The organism is Micromonospora sp. MA102 (genome assembly GCF_025460765.1).
Taxonomy (GTDB): Bacteria; Actinomycetota; Actinomycetes; order Mycobacteriales; family Micromonosporaceae; genus Micromonospora; species Micromonospora halotolerans.
Window position 1 is genome coordinate 1 of record NZ_JAMWEG010000001.1, and the last position, 20,001, is coordinate 20,001.

Annotated in this window: 17 protein-coding genes; 4 read left to right on the forward strand and 13 right to left on the reverse strand. The window is 74.5% G+C overall.

The annotated features are described in order from the left end of the window. Positions 1 to 166 precede the first annotated feature (166 nt). The 6 genes from NFX44_RS00005 to NFX44_RS00030 all read right to left on the reverse strand — a co-directional run bounded on the left by NFX44_RS00005 (position 167) and on the right by NFX44_RS00030 (position 9,460). On the reverse strand, positions 167 to 3,661 hold the full coding sequence (locus tag NFX44_RS00005; RefSeq protein WP_262281376.1) for an ABC transporter ATP-binding protein: 3,495 nt from the start codon (positions 3,659 to 3,661) through the stop codon (positions 167 to 169). An 89-nt stretch (positions 3,662 to 3,750) separates the two neighbouring features. Next, positions 3,751 to 4,344, reverse strand: a complete 594-nt coding sequence (locus NFX44_RS00010; RefSeq protein WP_154225200.1) for a TetR/AcrR family transcriptional regulator — start codon at positions 4,342 to 4,344, stop codon at positions 3,751 to 3,753. A 10-nt stretch (positions 4,345 to 4,354) separates the two neighbouring features. Beyond that, entirely contained in the window at positions 4,355 to 6,505 is a 2,151-nt protein-coding gene (locus tag NFX44_RS00015; protein ID WP_262281377.1) for a YhgE/Pip family protein, read from the reverse strand. After that, positions 6,502 to 7,194 carry an ATP-binding cassette domain-containing protein gene (locus NFX44_RS00020; RefSeq protein ID WP_262281378.1) on the reverse strand — a complete coding sequence of 231 codons (693 nt, stop codon included), beginning with the start codon at positions 7,192 to 7,194 and terminating at the stop codon, positions 6,502 to 6,504. The genes NFX44_RS00015 and NFX44_RS00020 overlap by 4 nt, the downstream gene beginning before the upstream one ends. A 121-nt stretch (positions 7,195 to 7,315) precedes the next feature. Then, entirely contained in the window at positions 7,316 to 8,155 is an 840-nt protein-coding gene (locus tag NFX44_RS00025) for a DUF4081 domain-containing GNAT family N-acetyltransferase (RefSeq protein WP_262281379.1), read from the reverse strand. Positions 8,156 to 8,233: 78 nt separating this feature from the next. Continuing rightward, positions 8,234 to 9,460, reverse strand: a complete 1,227-nt coding sequence (locus NFX44_RS00030; RefSeq protein WP_262281380.1) for an MFS transporter — start codon at positions 9,458 to 9,460, stop codon at positions 8,234 to 8,236. 121 nt (positions 9,461 to 9,581) lie between these two features. Between NFX44_RS00030 and NFX44_RS00035 the strand changes: the two genes are divergently transcribed. After that, entirely contained in the window at positions 9,582 to 10,166 is a 585-nt protein-coding gene (locus NFX44_RS00035) for a PadR family transcriptional regulator (RefSeq protein ID WP_262281381.1), read from the forward strand. Between the two features lie 63 nt (positions 10,167 to 10,229). On the opposite strand, the gene NFX44_RS00040 is transcribed toward NFX44_RS00035, so the two are convergent. Further along, a complete protein-coding gene (locus tag NFX44_RS00040; RefSeq protein ID WP_262281382.1) occupies positions 10,230 to 11,051 on the reverse strand; it encodes a class I SAM-dependent methyltransferase in 822 nt (273 codons plus the stop codon). A 127-nt stretch (positions 11,052 to 11,178) separates the two neighbouring features. On the opposite strand from NFX44_RS00040, the gene NFX44_RS00045 reads away from it, so the two are divergent. Then, on the forward strand, positions 11,179 to 11,862 hold the full coding sequence (locus NFX44_RS00045; protein ID WP_262281383.1) for a helix-turn-helix domain-containing protein: 684 nt from the start codon (positions 11,179 to 11,181) through the stop codon (positions 11,860 to 11,862). A gap of 74 nt (positions 11,863 to 11,936) precedes the next feature. Here the strand turns inward: NFX44_RS00045 and ispG are convergent, their stop codons facing one another. From ispG to NFX44_RS00070, 5 genes are all read right to left on the reverse strand, one after another. Beyond that, positions 11,937 to 13,109, reverse strand: coding sequence for a flavodoxin-dependent (E)-4-hydroxy-3-methylbut-2-enyl-diphosphate synthase (ispG, locus tag NFX44_RS00050; RefSeq protein WP_262281384.1), 1,173 nt, complete (start codon positions 13,107 to 13,109; stop codon positions 11,937 to 11,939). Positions 13,110 to 13,118: 9 nt separating this feature from the next. Further along, positions 13,119 to 14,366, reverse strand: a complete 1,248-nt coding sequence (locus NFX44_RS00055; RefSeq protein ID WP_262281385.1) for an RIP metalloprotease — start codon at positions 14,364 to 14,366, stop codon at positions 13,119 to 13,121. Further along, on the reverse strand, positions 14,366 to 15,577 hold the full coding sequence (gene dxr / locus NFX44_RS00060; RefSeq protein WP_262281386.1) for a 1-deoxy-D-xylulose-5-phosphate reductoisomerase: 1,212 nt from the start codon (positions 15,575 to 15,577) through the stop codon (positions 14,366 to 14,368). Before dxr ends, NFX44_RS00055 begins: the two co-directional genes overlap by 1 nt. A 78-nt stretch (positions 15,578 to 15,655) precedes the next feature. Beyond that, positions 15,656 to 16,168 carry a YcxB family protein gene (locus NFX44_RS00065; RefSeq protein WP_262281387.1) on the reverse strand — a complete coding sequence of 171 codons (513 nt, stop codon included), beginning with the start codon at positions 16,166 to 16,168 and terminating at the stop codon, positions 15,656 to 15,658. A gap of 35 nt (positions 16,169 to 16,203) precedes the next feature. After that, on the reverse strand, positions 16,204 to 16,746 hold the full coding sequence (locus NFX44_RS00070; protein WP_262281388.1) for a GNAT family N-acetyltransferase: 543 nt from the start codon (positions 16,744 to 16,746) through the stop codon (positions 16,204 to 16,206). A gap of 50 nt (positions 16,747 to 16,796) precedes the next feature. Between NFX44_RS00070 and NFX44_RS00075 the strand changes: the two genes are divergently transcribed. After that, positions 16,797 to 17,639, forward strand: a complete 843-nt coding sequence (locus NFX44_RS00075) for a YihY/virulence factor BrkB family protein (RefSeq protein ID WP_262281389.1) — start codon at positions 16,797 to 16,799, stop codon at positions 17,637 to 17,639. Between the two features lie 75 nt (positions 17,640 to 17,714). Beyond that, positions 17,715 to 19,316 (forward strand): NAD(P)/FAD-dependent oxidoreductase, encoded by a 1,602-nt coding sequence (locus tag NFX44_RS00080; RefSeq protein WP_262281390.1) that lies wholly within the window; start codon positions 17,715 to 17,717, stop codon positions 19,314 to 19,316. Here NFX44_RS00080 and NFX44_RS00085 read toward each other — a convergent pair. Further along, positions 19,297 to 19,950 (reverse strand): TMEM175 family protein, encoded by a 654-nt coding sequence (locus NFX44_RS00085; protein WP_262281978.1) that lies wholly within the window; start codon positions 19,948 to 19,950, stop codon positions 19,297 to 19,299. The two genes, NFX44_RS00080 and NFX44_RS00085, sit on opposite strands and share 20 nt — an antisense overlap. Positions 19,951 to 20,001 lie beyond the last annotated feature (51 nt).

Sequence of the window (20,001 nt, forward strand, 5' to 3'; positions counted from 1 at the left end):
ACCCCCCCCCCGCGCCGCCCACCGGGTTGATCATGAAGTTAGTGGCGATATCCGCCCGATTTGTCGCCGCTAACTTCATGATCGTCGAGGCCGCCGCGGGCGCGCGGGGTGGAGGTGGCGCCCACCACGCCGACCGGCGGTGGGCGCCCGAGGCGGGCCAGTCCGATCAGCCGGCCAGGTGGCCCCAGCGGGACTCCAGGTCCTGCCACGGTCCCTGGGCCGCCACCGTGCCGTCGACAAGCACCACCACGTGGTCCGCGCGTACCAGCGCCGCCCGCTTCGCGGTCGAGCCGACCACGGTCACCCCGTGCTCGCGCAGCGCCGCCCAGAGCGCCAGCTCCGTCGTCACGTCCAGCGCGGACGAGACGTCGTCGGCGACGAGCAGTTCGGTACGCGGCGCGAGCGCCCGGGCCAGCGCCAGCCGCTGGAGCTGCCCGCCGGACAGCCGGGTGCCCTTGTGCCCGATGAGCAGCCCGAGCCCGCCCCCGGCCGCCGCCAGGTCGTGGTCGAGCTGGGCGGTCGACACCGCGCCGGCGGCGTCCACCTGATGCCCGAGCGCGATGTTGTCGGCCACCGTGCCGGAGAGCACCCGGGGCAGCTGCCCCACGTAGCCGACCTGGTTGGGGCGGAGGAACAGCTCCGGCTCGGTGACCGGCTCGCCGTTCCAGCGCAGCGTGCCGGTGTGATGGACGATGCCCGCGAGGGCCCGCAGCAGCGACGACTTTCCCGCACCGACCGGCCCGACCACCAGCACGAGCTGCCCGCGCTCGACGGTCAGGTCGACGTCGCGGACGGCGAGGGTGCCGTCGGAGTGCAGCGCGCCGAAGCCGGCCAGCTCCAGCCGGCGCAGCGGGTGCCGCGGCGGCGGTTCCGGCGCCGGGGCGGTGCCGGCGGCCAGGTCCAGCCCGGGCACGGACGCCGAGTAGGTGGCCACCCCGGTCATCGCGACGGTCCGCCTGGTCCACACCCGCGCCGACGGGTAGTGCGACACCAGCGACGCGGTGGTCCAGGCGAACCAGCGGGCCGCGCCGAGGGTGGAGACGGCGACCAGGGTCGCACCGGCGGAGAGCCCGCCGGTCAGGTAGAGCGCCCACGCCCCGATCGGCAGCAGGCCGCTGGCGATCGACGGGGTGGACCGGGCCCACACCTGCATGGCGATCTCCCGCCGCTGCCGGTCGCTGCGCACGGTGTCCAGCTTCGCGAGGTGGTGCAGCACCGGGCGGGTGGCGCCGGCGAGCTTCACCGTGCGGGCGGCGGACAGCGAGGAGACCAGGGCGGTGGCGAAGGCGGCGCGGGCCTTGACGGTGCCGCCGGCCGTGCGTTCCAGCCGGGGTCCGAACAGGGTCGCCGCCAGCCCGGACACCACCATGGTCCCGACGAAGAACAGCGCGGGTACGACACTGCCGGTCACCAGGGTCATGGTGATCACGATGGCCAGCGAGATGAACTGGTCCATGAGGTTGTCGGCGAGCTGCACCACCCGGTCGGTGTCGCCGCCCTGGGCGACGACCTCGGCCGGGGTGTGCCCGCTGACCCGGCGCGCCCCGGTCTGCCCGTGCACCAGCCGCGCGCTGATCCGCAGCATCTGCCGGATCCACCACTGCGGGAACCAGAGGTTGGTGAGGTACGGCAGCGGCAGCACCACCAGCAGCGCGGCGACGATGCCCAGCGCCGGAAGCCACGGGTCGCCCCCGCCGACCACCTCGGCCCAGAGCCAGGGCAGCACCGAGCCGTCCAGCCCGAGCAGGGTCATCACGACGAACACGCAGATGGAGAGCAGGCCGTACCGCGGGTCGTTGGTGCCGAGCCGCAGGATCTCCCGCAGGGTCCGCGCGGGCGGTGGGGCGGGCAGCGGCGGCGGGTCGGTGTGCGGCACCGCGACCTGGCGGGGCGCGGTGGTCGGGACGGTCGTCTCGGCCGGCTCGTCGGGCCACCCGTCGGGGCCGTCCAGCAGCTCCACCCCGCCGCGGCGGGCACCGGCGCCCGCGTAGGCGCTGGCGTGGCTGGTGGCCAGCAGCTCGGCGAAGCGGGCCGACTCGCGCAGCGGGCCGGCCTCCAGCACCGCGCCGTCGGCCATCACCACGACCTCGTCGCAGCGGCGCACCGAGGAGAGCCGGTGCGCGATGACGATGCCGATCCGGTCGGTGAGCAGCCGTTCGGTGGCCTGGCGTACCCGGTTCTCGGTGACCGGGTCGAGCCGGGCGGTGGCCTCGTCGAGGATCACCACGTGCGGGTCGCGGACCAGGATGCGGGCGAACGCGACGAGCTGTTCCTGCCCGGCGGAGAGCACGTGCCCGCCCTCGCCGAGCCGAGTGTGGACGCCGTCGGGGAGTTCGGCGATCCAGCCGGCCAGCCCCAGCTCAGCCAGCGCCCGGGTGGCGTCGTCGAGCAGGTCCGGGTCGAAGAGCGCGACGTTCTCGGCGAGCGTGCCGGCCAGGATCTCGGTGCGCTGCGGCACCACGGCGATCCACCGGCGCAGAGCCTCGATGTCCAGGTCGACCAGGTCGGTGTCGCCGAGGAGGACGGTGCCGCGGGGCACGTCCACGGCCCGGGTGAGCACCTTGGCGAGCGTCGACTTGCCGGATCCGGTGCGGCCGACCAGGGCGTAGGACCGGCCGCGGGCGAACGTGAGGTTGACGTCGCGCAGCGCCGGGCCGCGGTCCTCGCCGGTGGCCGGGTAGCGGAAGGTGAGCCCGCGGACGGTCAGGTCACCGTCGACCGGGGCGGCGCCGCCGGTCGGCTCCTGCCGGGAGTCGGCGAGCAGTTGCACCCGCGCCCACGCGCCGAGCGCCTGCTGCAGGTGCGGCACCCAGCGGGCGATGTGCTCGACCGTCGCGCCGAAGGCCAGGGCGAGCAGCCAGATCGCGGTGAGCCGGGCGGCGTCCACCCGGCCGGTGGACAGCGCCCACGCCCCGGCCAGGACCACGGCGGCGATGCCGACCCGGACGCCGCCGGCGGCCAGCGCCGTGACCCGGGCGGACAGCCGGAAGACCCGGCCGCCCCGGGAGATCACCTCGGCGGCGCGCCGCGCGTAGAGGCGCAGCACGTACGGGCGGGCCAGGCTGGTGCGCACGTCGTCCTGGCCGTGCACCGCCTCCTCCATGACGGCGGCCAGGTCGGACCAGGCCTCCTCCTCGACCATCCGGGCCGGGGCGATCCGGGCGGTGGGACCGCGCAGCGCCACGCCGAGCAGCGCGGTGAGCAGGATCATCCCGACGCCGGCCGGCCACCAGACGACCAGCGCGCTGACCGTGGCGAGCAGGCAGACGGCGACGCCCTGCACGAGCCGTACGCCGGTGTTCCGCATCTCGGCGGCGACCTGGTAGACGTCGTTGTCGATCCGGTCGAGCAGCTCGCCGACCGGGGTGGTCTCCAGGGTGGGCAGGTCCTGCCCGAGCGCGACCCGGCAGAGCCGGCGGCGGACGTCGGCGGACCAGTCGGCGGTGAGGCCGGCCATCAGCAGGCCGATGAGCAGGTCGGTGACCACGGCGGCGACCAGCGCCACGGCCAGCGCGGTGAACCAGCCGGACGAGCGGTGCACCAGCACCGGCCCGGCCAGCGCCGAGGCGGCGGCCTGGCCGCCGGCGCCGAGCAGGATCAACAGCAGGACGACCGCCATCCGACGCGGTGCGGTGGCCCAGAGGTCGCGGAGCAGGCGCATGGAAAGTCCTCCGGACTCGGGTCGGTGGGGGCGGTGCCCCCAGCCTCACCCGGACGGCCGGACCGTTCAAACGATTTACCGCCGCGGTGTCACGTCTGGGCGACCCGGCGGACGATGCCGAGCAGCGCCTCCTGCACGTCCTCGATCGGCCGGTCGGGCTGGAAGACCAGCCAGTCCACGGCCACCACAAGCCCGACGCCGAACAGCGCCGAGCTGGCCGTGCGCACGTCCAGGTCGGCGGGGAGGTCGCCGCTGGCCACCCCGGCGCGTACGGTCTCCGCGATCACCTCGATGGCCTCGCCGCGCAGCAGCCGCAGGGTCTGCTGCCACTCCCGGTTGGTGCGCCACATCTCCGACAGCAGGAGCTGGGCGAAGGCCCGGTAGCGGCGGATGTAGTCCAGCTCGGCGCGGACCAGCGCGGCCAGCGCCTCGCGGGGCGGCAGCCCGGCGACGGCGGCCCGGAACTCGGCGGTGAGCAGGCCGATGCCGTGCCGCAGCAGCTCCTCGAAGAGGACCGTCTTGGATTCGAAGTTGTAGTAGACGGTCCCCTTGGCCACCCCGGCCCGGGTCGCGATGTCGTCGACCGTGGTGGCCGAGAAGCCCTGTTCGGCGATGAGCTCGACCGCCGCCACGAAGAGGCGCTGCCGGGTGTCCTCCCGCCGGCGGGTCCGTCCGTCCGTCACCCGCCCATCCTCACATGGTCAGTTCGGGGTGCAGTCTGGCCGGGGTGAGGCGGCGGGACCGGCTGGCCGCGCCGACGGTGAGGGCCAGGGCGCCCGCACCGAACGCGAGCAGCACCAGCGCCCCGGTGACCACCGGCCCGGCCGGCCCGCCGTTGATCGTGTGCCGCAGGCCGCCCACCACGTACGTCATGGGCAGCCACGGGTGGATGGCCTGGAAGAAGCCGGGCGAGGTCTGCACCGGGTAGGTGCCGCCGGAGGAGGTGAGCTGGAGCATGAGCAGCGCCAGCGCGGCGAGCCGGCCGGCCGGGCCGAGCGCGACGCCGAGCAGCTGCATGATCGCGGTGAACGCAAGCGAGGTGAGCGCGAGCAGCCCGAAGGTCGCCGGCCCGTGCCGCGGGTCGAGGCCCAGCGCCAGGGTGACCACCGTGTAGAGCACCGCGACCTGGGCCAGCCCGATCGCCGCGGCGGGCAGCCAGCCGGCGAGCACGACCCGCCAGCCGGGCGCGCCGGACATCACGTGCCGCCGGTTCACCGGCCGCAGCAGCATGTACGTGATCATCGCGCCGACCCACAGCGCCAGGGCCAGGAAGTACGGGGCGAAGCCCACCCCGTACGAGCCGGCCGGGTGGTCGGAGTGGCGGATCAGCCCGACCGGGTCGCCGAGGACGTCGGCGCGGCTGCCCGCGTCGTCGTACCCGGGCAGTTTCTTCTCACCGGCGGCGAGCCCGTCGGCCAGGTCACCGGCGCCGCCCTCCAGTTTGGTCAGCCCGTCGGCGAGGCGGTTGCTGCCGGTGCTGAGCTGGGCCAGGCCGCCGTCGAGCTGACGAGCCCCGGTGGCGAGCCGGTAGAGGCCGCCCCGGAGCTGGTCGGCGCCGTCGGCGGCGGCGCCGAGCCCGTCGCGGAGCTTCGCGCTGCCCTGGGCCAGGGTGGTGAGCCCGGTGGCGAGCTGGTCGACCTTGGCGCGGGCCGTGGCGACGTCGTCGGCCAGGTGCGGCGCGGCGGCGGCCACCTCCCGGGCGGTCTGCGCGACCTCGGTCATCTGCTTCTTCAGCGCGGCGAGGTCGGTCTTGTCCAGCGCGGAGACCATCGCCCGGGCCGCGGTCACCGCCTGGTCGGCGGCCTTCCGGGCGGCGACCAGGTTCGGGTCGTCGGCCAGTTCCGGGTGCTCCTTCACCAGCGCGTCGAGCCGGTCGCGCACCTTCTCCGCCTGGCCGACCACCTCGTCGGCCCGGGCGGGCAGCGCGTCGAGGCCGTCGGCGAGCGCCTGCGCGCCCTCGGCGACCAGCGTGGCGGCCCGCTGGATGTCGGTGGCGTTCCTGCGGAGCAGCGGCTCGTACCGGTCCGCCGCCGCGTCGACCTGCTTGGCGGCGGCGCGGGTCTCGGTGGCCGCCCGGTTGGCGCCGTCGGCGATCTGCGCGGCCCCGGTGTAGAGCTGGTCCAGGCCGGTGGCCAGCTTGGTCGCCCCCTGCACGGAGGTGTTCAGCCCGCCGGCGAGCTGCCCGGCGCCGTCCTCGGCGGCGCCCAGCCCGTCGGCGAGCTGCCCGGCGCCCTGCTGCGAGGTGCCGAGGCCGTCGTGGATCTGGTCGGCGCCGTCGGCGGCCCGGCCGGTCTCGGCCTTGGCGTCGGTGAAGCCGATGAGCATCCTGTCGAAGTACGACGCCGCGGTGCTCTCGGCGGCGGCGGCCCGGATCTCGCTGAAGGCGGAGCGGGCGAGCAGCCCGGAGAGGTAGTTGGTGGCGTCGTCGTTGACCACCTTCAGCTCGCCCCGCCGGGCCGGCCGGTCGGGTTCGGGGCTGGCGGCCAGGGTGGCGGAGAAGTCGGCCGGGATGGAGAAGACCAGGTGGTAGCGGCCGTCGCGGAGCCCGTCGGTGGCGTCCGCCTGGTCGGTGACCGTCCAGCCGAAGACCTTCCGGTCGAGCAGTTCGTCGGTGAGGTCGCGGCCGGCGTGCACCTCGCTGCCGTCGCTCGCCTTCGCGGGCCGGTCGGCGTTGACCAGGGCCACCGGGATCCGGTCGAGGTTCCCGTACGGGTCCCAGAAGGCGTAGAGGTAGAGGGCGCCGTAGAGCAGCGGGATGACGGTGAGGACGGCGAGCGCGGCGCGCGGCAGCCGCCCCCGGGTCATCCGGCGCAGCTCGAACAGCGCGAGTCGTACGACACTCATGCGGTCACCTCGGAGGTCAGGGCCGGGCCGGGCAGGGTCGGGTCGCCGATCCGGTGCGCGACGGCGGTCACGCCCGGCTCGACGGCGCGGGCGCTGGCGACCACGGCGTACCCCTGGTCGGCGAGGCGGGCCAGCGCCGCCCAGATCCACGCGCGCTCGGGCGCGTCGGCGCCGGCGTCCACGTCGTCGGCGACGATCAGGCTCGGGCCGCTGAGGCTGGCCAGCACGAGGCCGAGCACCTGCCGCTCGACGGGGGTGAGGTCGCGGCCGTACCGGTCGGGGTCGAGCGGGGCGTCGGTGAAGCCGGCGCCGGCGAGGGCGGCGGCGAGGGTGTCGCGCCGGTAGGCCCGCCGGGCCCGCACGGCGGCGACCGGCACGAGCTGCCGGCGGCGGCGCGGCACCGGCCCGAGCAGCAGCAGCCGTTCCTGGATGTGCTCGGCGACGGTCAGCGTGGGGTCGGGCTCGTGCACCCCGGCGACCTGCCCGAGCGCGGCCGGACCGCGGCGGCGCAGCTCGCCGTGGGTGTGCGGGAAGCGCCCGGCCAGGGCGAGCAGCAGCGAGGTGCGCCCGCTGCCCGGCGGACCGGTGACGGCGTGCAGCTCCCCGGCCTCGGCCGTGAGGTCGACCTCGCGGTAGACCCAGCCGCGGCGGGTGCGCAGCCCCAGCCCGCTGGCTTCGACGATCTTCATCGCACCGTTCCCGACTTCTAAACTGACCGGTCAGTACAAAAACAAGGTCAGCATAGCGTCGACTGTCCGGTTCGGCGCAAGGTGGAGCGACGTGATCCCGGCCATGCGGCCCGGGTCGCCCTCAGAACAGAACGGTGGCGAGCGTGCCGACCGGGCGGAAGCCGCAGCGCTCGTAGACCCGGCGGGCGGGCAGGTTGAAGTCGTTCACGTAGAGGCTCACCGAGGGAGCCACCCGCTCCAGCGCGTCGCGCATCACGGCCGCCATGGCCGCGGTCGCGATGCCCCGGCCCCGCCACTCCGGCGCGACCCAGACCCCCTGCACCTGCGCGGTGCGCCGGGTGACCACGGCCAGCTCCGCCTTGAACACCACCTTGCCGTCCACGAACCGGGCGTAGGCCCGGCCCGCGCGGACCAGGTCGCTCACCCGCCGCCGGTAGCCGCGCCCGCCGTCCTCGGCCAGCGGCGACACCCCGACCTCCTCGGTGTACATGGCCACCGCCGCCGGGAAGAGCCGGTCGACCTCACCGCCGCGCACCCGGCGCACCTCCGGGTCGGGCGTCACGGCGGGCAGCGCCTCCGTGGCCAGCAGGGGCTGGTTGGGGCGTACGTCCCGGGCCGGCCCCCAGTGGGCGGAGAGGCGGTCCCACAGCCCGAGCACGGCGTCGGCCCGGCCCACGATCGACGAGCAGAGCCGCTCCTCGGTGCTCAACTGGTCGGCGAAGGCGGCCACCGCCGACTCCGAGGCGAGCACCGGGGTCAGGTTGCCGCCCAGCCAGCAGATGGACTCCAGGTTGCGGCGCGAGCCGTAGCCCAGGATCCGGCCCTCGGCCCGCCACCAGGCCAGCCCTCGCGCCGCCACCCGCTCGGCGACCTGCGCGCCCGCGTACGGGTCGAGGTCCAGCAGCCGTTCGACCGCACGGCGCTCCGACTCCCCGAGTTGGCGTACCGGAAGCGTGAGCACGGATACCAGCCTGCCAGATGCACCCGGCCCTGCGCGGGCCGACCTGAAGACGCCGGACGATCGGTGGTGAGCGGCGGCTCAGCCGACCGGAACCGGTTCCGCGTCCGGCACGGCGGGCCGGGTCCGGGCGGCCCAGCGCACCACCGGCGGCACCAGTGCCCCGAGCACCAGGAACAGCCCACCGAGCAGCAGCCACCCCGGTACGCCCCAGCCGACCGCCAGGGTGGTCACCACCACCGGGGCGACCATCGAGCCGAGCTGCATGCCCATCCCGTACGCGCCCTGGTACTGGCCCTGGGCGTGGGCGGGGGCGAGCCCGAAGGAGATGCCCCAGCCGGCCGCGGCGTGCCACAGCTCCCCCACCACGTGCACCAGCGCGCCGCCGAGCAGCAGCGGGACCGCCACCGCGACCGGCACGCCGCCGCCGGCCGCGAAGAGCGCGCAGGCGACCGCGATCACCGCGCCGGCCCGGCGGGCCGCCCGGCCGGCCCCGGCGAGGTCCTCGGTGCCCCGCGAGGCGCGGACCTGGAAGAGCACCACCACCACGGTGTTGACCAGCAGGCAGGCGGAGATCAGCCAGCGCGGCGCGGTGGTGTGCCCGGCGATCCAGAGCGGCAGGGCGATGTTGATCAGGCTGAAGTGCATCGACATGAGCCCGTCGAGCACCGTGAAGGCGAGGAACGGGCGGTCCCGCAGGGCGATGAGCCGCGGCCCGTGGGTGGGCGCCGGCACCGGCGGCACGGGCGGCAGCCGGAGCAGCACCGCCGCGGCCAGCAGGTAGGTGGCGCAGTCGAGCAGGATCAGCGACACGTACGCGGTCCGCGTGTCGGCGGCCAGGGCGAAGCCGGCCAGCACCGTGCCGACCGAGATCCCGACGTTGGTGACCGCCCGCAGGTAGGCCCGGGTGCGTACCCGCTGGTCCGGCGGCACCGCGCCGGCGATCAGCGCGCCCCGGGCGCCCCGGGTCGCCGAGTCGGCGACCGCCATCAGCATCCCGACCACCAGGAACCCGGCGAAGGAGCGGACGGCCACCAGGGCGGCGGTGAAGCCGGCGGAGGCGAGCAGCGCGGTCATCTGGAGGCCGCGTGGGCCGAGCCGGTCGGCCAGGTAGCCCATCGGCGTGCTGGTCACCAGGCTCACCAGCGCGGTGATCGTGAGAGCGAGGCCGACCTGGGCCACCGTGAGCCCGACCGAGCGGGTGAGGAAGAGCGCGCTGGCGGTGAGCCAGGTGCCCCGGCCGACGGTGTTGATGAGGGTGGAGAGGGCGAGGGTCCGGGACGGGCCCGGTTCGGGAAGCAGGCGCACACTCCGACCCTAGCAAGACGTACGTACGGTTTGGGGCCCCGTCCCAGATTGCTCTTGTCGGCGATGCATTGCCGATATATCGTTGATGCATCAGTGATAGGACGACAGAAGGAGAGCCCCGATGGGTTTCCACCGACGGATGCACGCCGTGCACGACGAGATGCGGATGCGGGGCTTCGGCTTCCCGCCCGTACCCCCGGGACCGCCGCCGTTCCCGCCCGGACCGCACGGCCACGGCCGGGGTGGGCGGGGCCGCGGGCGCGGCCGCCGGCCCAACGTGCGCGGCGCCGTGCTGGCGCTGCTCACCGAGCGGCCGATGCACGGCTACGAGATGATCCAGGAGATCGACTCCCGGACCGGCGGGGCCTGGCGCCCCAGCCCCGGCTCGATCTACCCGACCCTGCAACTGCTGGAGGACGAGGGCGTCGTCGCGGCGGCCGCCGACTCCGACGGCGGGCGGAAGCGGTTCGCCCTCACCGAACAGGGGCAGGCCGAGGCCGCCGAGGCGGCGCAGACCCCGCCCTGGGGTGAATTCGCCGAGCAGACGGTGAACAGCTGGCACGACATCCGCGACGCCGGAGCGCAGGCCATGAACGCCCTGCGGCAGGTCATGATGACCGGCACCGACGACCAGCGGGCGCGCGCCGCCCAGGTGCTCGACGAGACCCGGCGCAAGCTGTACGCGATCCTCGCCGAATCCGAGTGAGTCGCCGCAGACGGTTCGCCGGCCGGGGTGGTCACGGGACCGCCACCCCGGCCGGCGCCGCCGTCAGCCGCGCCGCCGGGCCGTGACCAGCAGGTACTCCCAGCGCATCACCCCGGCCTCGGTGTGCCGCCGGGCCAGGTCCGCGAGGTCGCGGTCGAGCGCGGCGACCCGCTCGGGGTCCTCGGCGACGGCCCGGTACACCGCGATCGTCGGCCCGTAGTGGGCCTTGAAGTAGTCACGGAAGTCCCCGGGAGCGGCGAACCGGTCCACGGTGACCACCTCGCGGCGCAGCACGAGATCGGTGACCCGGTCACCGAGCAGGGCGCGCACGTGCTCCTCGTCGCCCCACAGCGGCGGCGGCTGCGCACCGGGCGGCGGCGGGGGCGCGTACGGCCTCATGGTGGCGAACAACTGCCCGATGAAACCCTCGGGAGTCCAGCTGACCAGGCCGATCGTGCCACCCGGCCGGCAGACCCGGACCAGTTCGTCGGCGGCGGCCCGGTGCCGGGGCGCGAACATCACCCCCACACAGGACAGCACCCGGTCGAACTCCCCGTCCGCGTACGGGAGCGCCTCGGCGTCGGCCTCCTGCCAGTCCAGCTCCGCGCCACGCTCCGCGGCCAGCGCCCGCCCGATCTCCAGCAGCTCCGGGGTGAGGTCGCTGGCCACCACCTGGGCCCCGGCCAGGGCCGCCGGGACGGCCGCGTTACCGGTGCCGGCCGCCACGTCCAGCACCCGGTCACCGGGCCCCACCCCGGCCGCCTTCACCAGGGCCGCCCCCAGCTCGGGGATGACCTCCGCGGCCACCGTGGCGTAGCTGCCGAGAGCCCACATCCGCCGGTGCCCGGCCTTCACGGCCCGGTCCTGCTCCACCTCGTCGATCATGTCCCGCTCCTCCGTCTCGTCCTGACCGGGACGCTAGGCAGCGGAGGAGCGGCCACCCAGTACGAGATCTGTACCGCTCCCGACAGGTTCCTGGCCGGGCCCTTCCCGGCGGCGTAGCGTGCCGCCCATGGGGGCCTCCTACCACCAGTTCTGCCCCGTCGCGAAGGCCATGGAGCTGCTCGACGAGCGCTGGACGCTGCTCGTCGTCCGGGAACTGGTGAGCGGATCCGAGCGCTTCAACGACCTGCGCCGCGGCCTGCCCCGGATGTCGCCCACCCTGCTGTCCCGGCGGCTGCACCAGCTCGTCCGCGCCGGCGTGGTCGAGCGGCACGTCGACGGCGCCGACGTGCGCTACGTCCCGACCCAGGCCGGGCGCGAGCTGCGGCCGGTGCTCAAGGCGCTCGGCGCCTGGGGGGTGCGCTGGATCGGCGAGCTGGGCGACCCCGACCTGGACCCGAAGCTCCTGCTGTGGGACATGCACCGGCACGTCGACCACGAGGCGGTGCCGGCCGGACGTACGGTCGTGCACTTCCGCTTCCGGGACGTGCCCGCGGCGCTGCGCGACTGGTGGCTGGTCATCGCCACCGGGGAGGCCGACGTCTGCGACGTGGACCCCGGGCACGACGTGACCGTGACGGTGACCGCGAGCCTGCGCGCCCTCGTCCAGGTGTGGCTGGGCGACCTGGACTGGCCGGCGGCGCTGCGCGGCGGCGCCGTCGAGGTGGCCGGGCCGGAGGCGCTGCGCCGGGCCCTGCCCCGGTGGTTCACCCTCTCCGAGTTCGCCGCCGTGCCCCGGCCGGTGCGGGCCTGAGACGGCGCGTGCGGCCGCCCCCGGTGGGGACGGCCGCACGTCGACGGCGGTGCGGCGGTGCGGCGGTGCGGCGGTCAGTGCACGGTCACCGTGGCGCCCGGCACCAGGCCGCGCAGCTCCTCGGGGATCTCGGCGCCCATCTCGTCGGCGATCCGCAGTGCCTCCTCGATCAGCGTCTCCACGATCTGGCCCTCGGGCACCGTCTTGACCACCTGGCCCTTGACGAAGATCTGACCCTTGCCGTTGCCGGAGGCGACACCGAGGTCGGCCTCGCGGGCCTCGCCCGGGCCGTTCACCACGCAGCCCATGACGGCCACGCGCAGCGGCACGGGCAGCCCTTCCAGGCCGGCGGTGACCTCCTCGGCCAGCTTGTAGACGTCGACCTGGGCGCGGCCGCAGGACGGGCAGGAGACGATCTCCAGGCCCCGCTCGCGCAGGCCCAGCGACTCCAGGATCGCGGCGCCGACCTTGATCTCCTCGACCGGCGGGGCGGAGAGCGAGACCCGGATGGTGTCGCCGATCCCCTCGGCCAGCAGCGCGCCGAACGCCACCGCGGACTTGATGGTGCCCTGGAACGCCGGGCCCGCCTCGGTCACGCCCAGGTGCAGCGGGTAGTCGCACTTCTCGGCGAGCTGCCGGTACGCCCGGATCATCACCACCGGGTCGTTGTGCTTCACCGAGATCTTGATGTCCCGGAAGCCGTGCTCCTCGAACAGCGAGCACTCCCAGAGCGCCGACTCGACAAGCGCCTCGGCGGTGGCCTTGCCGTACTTGGCCAGGAGGCGCTTGTCCAGCGAGCCGGCGTTCACGCCGATCCGGATCGGCACGCCCGCGTCGCCGGCCGCCTTGGCGATCTCCTTGACCTTGTCGTCGAACTGCCGGATGTTGCCCGGGTTCACCCGGACCGCGGCGCAGCCGGCGTCGATCGCCGCGAAGACGTACTTCGGCTGGAAGTGGATGTCGGCGATCACCGGGATCTGCGACTTCCGGGCGATCGCGGGCAGCGCCTCGACGTCGTCCTGGGACGGCACGGCCACCCGGACGATCTGGCAGCCGGACGCGGTCAGCTCGGCGATCTGCTGGAGGGTGGCGTTCACGTCGGCGGTCAGGGTGGTGGTCATGGACTGCACCGAGACCGGCGCGCCCCCACCGACCGGCACCGAACCGACCATGATCTGGCGGCTGGCCCGGCGCGGGGCGAGCGGCGGCGGCGGTACGGGGGGCATACCGAGACTGACAGCGGTCACTTCAGGCACTCACCTTGGGAAGAGCGTGATCGGGTTGACCACGTCCGCGGTGATGGTCAGCAGCGTGAACACGCCACCGATGAGGATCACCGCGTACGTGAGGGGCATGAGCTTGAGGTAGTCGACACGGCCCGGGTCGGCCCGGCCGAGGCGGGCGTAGAGCCAGGAGCGGGCCCGCTCGAACCAGGCGATGGCGATGTGCCCGCCGTCCACCGGCAGCAGCGGCAGCAGGTTGAACACGCCGATGAAGAAGTTCAGCGAGACGAAGAGCATGAAGAACACCAGCCAGGCGTTGTTCTCCACGGCCTCCCCGCCCAGCCGGCTGGCGCCGACCACGCTGATCGGGGTGTCCACGTCCCGCTCGCCGCCGGTGACGGCGCTCCACAGGGCGGGGACCTTCTGCGGGATCCGCTGCATGGCGTGCAGGGTCTGCACCGCCATGTTGCCCGTGAAGTCGGCGGTGGCGCCGAACGCGGCGACCGGACCGTACTGGACCCGGGTGGGGGTGCTCGGCTGGAGCGCGACGCCGAGGGCGGACACCGCCGAGGTGGCGCCCTTCGGGTCGCCCAGCGGCGGGCGCTGCACGGCGGCCAGGTCGACCGTGGCGGTGGCCGGGCGGCCGTCGCGGACGTAGTCGACGGTGGCCGCGCCGGGCTTCGTGGCGCGGACCACGTCCAGCATGTCGCCCCAGGTGGAGACCGGCCGGCCGTTGACCGCGGTGATCCGGTCGCCGTCCTGGAGCTGGGCCTTCGCGGCCGGACTGGCCGGGTCGCCGGTCTGGCAGGCCCGGCCGGCGTTCTCCACCACCACGCACGGGGCCAGGGCGATCACGGCCGGCTCGGCCTTGAAGCCGTCCTCCGTGCTCGGGAACTCCGGGTTGGGCAGGCCGGCGGAGACCGCGAGGATCCAGAGGGTCACCAGGGCCAGGGCGAAGTGGGTGATGGAGCCCGCGGACATCACGATCGTCCGCTTCCATACCGGGTAGCGCCACATGGCGCGCTTCTCGTCGCCCGGTTCGACGTCGTCGTCCTGCGGGGTCATCCCGACGATCTTGCAGAAGCCGCCGAGCGGGATGCCCTTGACGCCGTACTCGGTCTCGCCGCGCTTGAACGACCAGAGCGTCGGCCCGAAGCCGACGAAGAAGCGGGTGACCTTCATCCCGAACGCCTTGGCGGTGAGCATGTGCCCCGCCTCGTGCAGGCTCACCGAGATGAGGATCGCCAGGGCGAACAGCGCCACCCCGAGCAGGTAACTCATCAAGCTCCTTCCAGCGACCCGGCGATGATCGCCTGGGCGTGCCCCCGTGCCCACGACTCGGCGGCGAGCACGTCCTCGACGGTACCTGGTTCGTCGAAGTCCGGAGCGTCCTCCAACACCCGTTCCAGGGTGTCGACGATGCCGAGGAAGGGCAGCCGGCCCGCCACGAAGGCCGCCACGCACTCCTCGTTCGCCGCGTTGTAGATCGCCGGCCGGCACCGCCCGGCCTCGCCGGCCGCCTTGGCCAGCGCGACCGCCGGGAACGCGGCGTCGTCGAGCGGGAAGAACTCCCAGCTGTGCGCCTTCGTCCAGTCGACCGCGGCGGCGGCCCCCGGCACCCGGTCCGGCCAGCCGAGCGCGACCGCGATGGGCAGCCGCATGTCCGGCGGGCTGGCCTGGGCGATCGTGGAGCCGTCCACGAACTCGACCATCGAGTGGATCACGGAGGTGGGGTGGACCATCACCTCGATGTCGGCGTAGGGCACGTCGAACAGCTCGTGCGCCTCGATCACCTCCAGCGCCTTGTTGACCATGGTGGCGGAGTTGATCGTGATGACCGGCCCCATGTTCCAGGTCGGGTGCGCCAGCGCCTGCTCCGGCGTGACCTCGAGCAACTCGTCGCGCCGGCGGCCCCGGAACGGGCCGCCGCTGGCGGTGACGATCAGCCGGCGGACCTCCGGACGGGTGCCGGAGCGCAGGCACTGGGCCATCGCCGTGTGCTCGGAATCGACCGGGACGAGCTGCCCCGGCCGCGTCAGGGCCGCCTTGACCAGCGGGCCGCCCGCCACCAGCGACTCCTTGTTGGCCAGGGCGAGGGTACGCCCGGCGCGCAGCGCAGCCAGCGTCGGCGGCAGACCCAGCGAGCCGACCACGCCGTTGAGCACGACGTCGCACGGCCACTGCGCCAGCTCGGTCATCGCGTCCGGCCCGGCCACGATCTTGGGCAGCTTGAAGTCGCCGGTCGCCCAGCCGCGCCGGCTCGCCTCGGCGTAGAACGCGAGCTGAAGATCCTGCGCGGCGGACGCCCGGGCCACCCCGACCGCCTCCACGCCCAGCCCCAGCGCCTGCGCGGCGAGCAGTTCCACGTTGCCGCCGCCGGCGCCGAGGGCCACCACCCGGAACCGGTCCGGGTTGCGCCGGACGATGTCGATGGCCTGGGTGCCGATCGAGCCGGTCGAGCCGAGCAGGACGAGGGCGCGGGGAGACGTCACCCGCCCATTCTTCCCCAGGCCTCCTGAGCGCCCGCTGGGAGCCTCACTCCTCCGCGCCCAGTTGCCGTCGACACCGCGCTAGCGGGCGGGGGCGAGGCGACGGGCGGCCTCCTGCGCCGGCTGGCCGAGCAGGCCCCGGGCGTGCAGGAAGGCGAGCAGTTCGTCGCGCTGCTCCGGGTCCAGCCCGTCGACCCGGGCGGGGAGCGCCTGGTGCCGGCCGATCCGGAAGATCAGGTGGTACGGGACGGGCTCGACCCGTTCCACGGCGGGCCAGCGGACCAGGCAGTCCATCAGCTCACCGTCGTAGCGCACCCCCTCGTCGCCGACGGTCCAGACGATGGGCCGGCCGTAGAGCTTCCAGTTGATGCGGACCGTCCGGTGGCCGGCCCACCAGGCGACCAGCGCGAGCGCGACGGCGGCGGCACTCGCGACCACCACCCCGGCGATGTCTCCCCCGGACCACGCCAGGAGGGCCAGCAGCGCCATCACGCCGGCGCCGAGCCAGTACACGATCAGGGTCCGGCGGAAGGCCCGGCGCAGCGCGACGCCGAACAGCTTCCGGTTCGGCTGCGCCGTGAAGGTGATCAACACGAGCGGAGACGATACGGCCGAGGCCCGCCGGACGGCTACACCGGGCGGGTGAGGACGAAGGTTTCCAGTTCGGCGCCGCCGTACCAGTCGGTGCGGGTGCCGACGTGGGTCATGCCGAGTCGCCGGGCCACCGCCATCGACGGCTCGTTGCCGGCCATCACCACCGCGTGGACCTGGCGGGTGCCGGCGGCGAACTCGCGCTCCAGCACGGCCCGGGCCGCCTCGGTGGCGTAGCCGTGCCCCTGCGCGTCGGGGTGCAGGTGCCAGCCGACCTCGATGTCGTCGGTGGGCGTGACCCCGTCCCGCCCGGGCAGCGGCTTGAGCAGGACGCTGCCGACCGCCCGACCGGTCCCGCGCGGCTCGATGGCCCAGATCCCCCAGCGGCCGGCGTACGGCGCGTAGCGCTCGCGCCAGGAGTGCAGGCGCTCGCGGGCCTCGGCCGGGTCGGTCATCCGCCCCGCCCCGCCGCCCAGCCAGCGCATCACCTCGTCCCGGGAGTAGATGTCGTAGATCCGGGCCAGGTCGTCCGGGGAATCCGTCCAGTCCCGGACCACCAGCCGCTCGGTCGAGGTGGTCACACGCCGGATCGTAATGCGTGCCGAGGCGTCCCACGGGGAACGAGGTGGCGATGGGTGCGGGATGGCGGTGGGCGAAGCGGATCACCGGCGTGGCGTTCCAGCCGGTACGCGGGCGGGACCTCTCGCTGCACGCTGCCGCGATCACGTTCTACGGGGCGATCGCCGTGGTGCCGGTGGCGCTGCTGGCGATCTGGCTGACCGGGCTGGTGGCCGGGGACGACCGGGTACGCCGGCTCACCTCGTACGCCATCAACACGCTGCCCACCGACATCGGCGCCGACCGGGCGGTGGCCGCGCTGGTGGAGGCCGGGTTGGGGTTGACCCCGCTGCTGGCGCTGGCCTCGCTGCTGCCGGCGTCGCTCTACGGCGAGGGGCTGCGCCGGGCGTTCGTCTCCGTCGCCATCCCCCGCGGCCAGGCCGGGAACCTGGTCGGCTGGCGGGGCCGGCTGCTGCTGCTTCCGCTGCTGGCCCCCGCCCCGGCGCTGCTGCTGGCGGTGCTGCTGGCGCTGCCGCTCACCACCCACCTGGTCCGTCAGGGCGGCTGGCTGGGGGCGCTGGGCGTGGTGCTCTCCTTCCTGGCCACCTGGCTGGTGCTCACGCCGGTGCTGGTCTGGCTGTTCCGGGTGGTCGGACCGGCCGCCCCGGACTGGCTCGCCACGCTGGGCCTGGGATCGTTCACCGCGGCGAACCTGTCCGGGTTCCTGCACGGCTTCGTGCTGTTCTGCTCGCTGCCGCTGGACCTCGGAGCGCCGTTCGGCGGGTTCGACGAGATCGGCGGCGGGGTCGCCGTGCTCCTCTGGCTCTACCTGTTCCACGTGATCGTGCTGGCCGGCTACTCGGCCACCCTGGCACTCTCGCGCTGGCGGGCCGCCCGGGCGGCCGCCCGCGCCTGACCGCCGGCCCCGGTTCCGCGTACGCTCCGCCGACCCCTCCCCGGGCGGGGCTCCGCGCCACTAGGCTGCCCGGGCATGAGCGATGCGAGTGAGCTGCCGTCCCGCGCCGACGTCGTCGTGGTCGGCTCCGGGCACAACGGGCTGGTCTCGGCGATCCTGCTGGCCCGCGCCGGCCTCGACGTGCTGGTGCTGGAGGCGGCCGAGGTGATCGGCGGGGCCACCCGCACCGAGAACCCGTTCCCCAAGGTGCCCGGGCTGCGGCACTCCACCGGGTCGTACCTGCTCGGGTTGATGCCGCCGGAACTGCTCGCCACCCTCGACGTGACGATCCCGGTGCTGCGCCGCGACCCGCACTACTTCCTGCCCACCCCGGGCGGGCTCGGCTCGCCGTACCTGCTCTTCGGCAGTGACACGGCGAGCACCCGCCGGCAGCTCGCCGAGTTCTTCTCGCCCGAGGACGTGGCCGCCGACGACGCGCTCCAGGCCGAGCTGGCCCAGCTCCGGGAGGACCTGGCGCCGGCCTGGCTGGCCGAGCCGCTGCCGGTGGAGGACACCGCCGAACGGTACGTCCGGCCCGCCCTCCGGCAGGTCTTCGTCGACCTGGTCCGCGGCTCGGTCGCCGACTACCTGGCCCGCTTCGACTTCCGCTCCGAGCTGCTGGTCAGCATGTACGCGGTCACCGACGGCCTCTCCGGGCTCAACGCCGGCCCGGACGACCCCGGCACCGGACACAACTTCCTGGTGCACAACATGTGCCGGCTGCCCGGCTCCGACGGCACCTGGATGATCGCCCAGGGTGGGATGGGCACCGTCTCCCGGACCTTCGCCGACGCCGCGCGGGCGGCCGGCGCCCGCATCGTCACCGGCGCGCCGGTCACCGCCGTCACCCTCGACGGCGGCGCGGCGGGCGGGGTGGTGCTGGCCGACGGGCGGGAGGTGGCCGCCTCCGTGGTACTCGGCGCCTGCGACCCGTACCGGCTGATGGACCTGCTGCCCGACGGCGCGCTCCCGGCGGAGCTGGGCGCGCGGATGGCGGCGGTCCGCCGGCCCGGCACCACGCTCAAGCTCAACCTGGCGCTCACCGGCCTGCCCCGCTTCTCCTGCCTGCCGGCGGACGCGCCGAGCCCGTTCGGGTCCACCATCCACCTGCTCCCCGGCTCGGCCTCGCTGGTCGGCGCCGGTGGCGAGGCGCCGATGGCCGCGCTGCGCGGCATGTGGGCGGACGTCCAGGCCGGGCGGCTGCCCGAGGAGCCGACCATCGAGTGGTACCTGCACACCACCGTCGACCCGACGCTCTCCGACGGTGCCGGGCACCACTCGTCGGCCCTCTTCGTCCAGTCGGTCCCCTACGAGCTGGCCGGCACCACCTGGGACGCCGCGCTGCCCGGTTACGTCGATCGGCTCGTCGAGATCTGCGAGCGGTACGCGCCGGGCACCGCCGACCTGATCGCGGACGCCGTGCCGCTGCCCCCGCCCGGCATCGAGGCGCACTTCGGCATCACCGGCGGCCACATCCACCACGTCGACAACACGGTCTCGTTCACCGACCGGATGCCCTACGCCACGGGGATCGACGGCGTCTACGCGGGCAGCGCCGGCTGCCACCCGGCCGGCAGCGTGATCGGCGCGGCCGGCCACAACGCCGCCCAGCGCATCCTCAACGACCTCGGTCGCTGACCGCACCGCCGGCCTCGGCGGAGCGGGGCAGGTCGCCGGGCCGGCGGACGAGGGAAAGGCCGACGAGCAGCAGCAGGTAGAGGAGCAGGCTGAGGATCGGGTCGACGAAGACGAAGGCGAAGGCGAACGTGTAGAGCAGCGGGCGCACCACCAGCCGCCGCGAGACCGCCCGGGCCAGTTGCGGGTCCAGGGCGGGGTGCAGCAGCCCGTGCCGGCGGGCCCACCACCAGCTCAGGTTGAAGAAGAGCGACTCGCACAGCACGGTGCCGAGGTAGAGGGCGGCGGTCAGCCGCTGCTCGGTCGCGCTGCCGCGCAGGTTGTCCGCCAGCAGGTCGGCGGTGAACGGGATCGCCGCCACGAAGAGCAGCACGAGCAGGTTGAACATGAGCAGCACCTGGTCGACCCGGACCACGTACCGCCACATGTTGTGGTGGCCGAGCCAGATCTGGCCGGCGATCCCGAAGGTGATCACGTAGGCCAGGTAGGTCGGCCAGGCGTGGACGAGGGCGTCGGGGAGCTCCCGCCCGGGGTCGCGGGCCGGGCCGTTCTGCAGCAGCTCGACGGCCATCACCGTCAGCACGACCGCGAAGACGCCGTCGCTGAACGTCTCCACCCGGGACGCGTCCCGGGTCATCTCCCGGTCGCGCCCGAACCGGTACCCGCTCCCGCCCGCGCCGTCCGCCAC

Excerpts from the sequence above, each read along its gene's own strand:
- NFX44_RS00005 (WP_262281376.1), bottom strand. The coding sequence starts at position 3,661 with ATGCGCCTGCTCCGCGACCTCTGGGCCACCGCACCGCGTCGGATGGCG.
- NFX44_RS00015 (WP_262281377.1), bottom strand. The coding sequence starts at position 6,505 with ATGAGTGTCGTACGACTCGCGCTGTTCGAGCTGCGCCGGATGACCCGG.
- NFX44_RS00020 (WP_262281378.1), bottom strand. The coding sequence starts at position 7,194 with ATGAAGATCGTCGAAGCCAGCGGGCTGGGGCTGCGCACCCGCCGCGGC.
- NFX44_RS00035 (WP_262281381.1), top strand. The coding sequence starts at position 9,582 with ATGGGTTTCCACCGACGGATGCACGCCGTGCACGACGAGATGCGGATG.
- NFX44_RS00040 (WP_262281382.1), bottom strand. The coding sequence starts at position 11,051 with ATGATCGACGAGGTGGAGCAGGACCGGGCCGTGAAGGCCGGGCACCGG.
- NFX44_RS00045 (WP_262281383.1), top strand. The coding sequence starts at position 11,179 with ATGGGGGCCTCCTACCACCAGTTCTGCCCCGTCGCGAAGGCCATGGAG.
- NFX44_RS00055 (WP_262281385.1), bottom strand. The coding sequence starts at position 14,366 with ATGAGTTACCTGCTCGGGGTGGCGCTGTTCGCCCTGGCGATCCTCATC.
- NFX44_RS00075 (WP_262281389.1), top strand. The coding sequence starts at position 16,797 with ATGGGTGCGGGATGGCGGTGGGCGAAGCGGATCACCGGCGTGGCGTTC.
- NFX44_RS00080 (WP_262281390.1), top strand. The coding sequence starts at position 17,715 with ATGAGCGATGCGAGTGAGCTGCCGTCCCGCGCCGACGTCGTCGTGGTC.
- NFX44_RS00085 (WP_262281978.1), bottom strand. The coding sequence starts at position 19,950 with ATGACCCGGGACGCGTCCCGGGTGGAGACGTTCAGCGACGGCGTCTTC.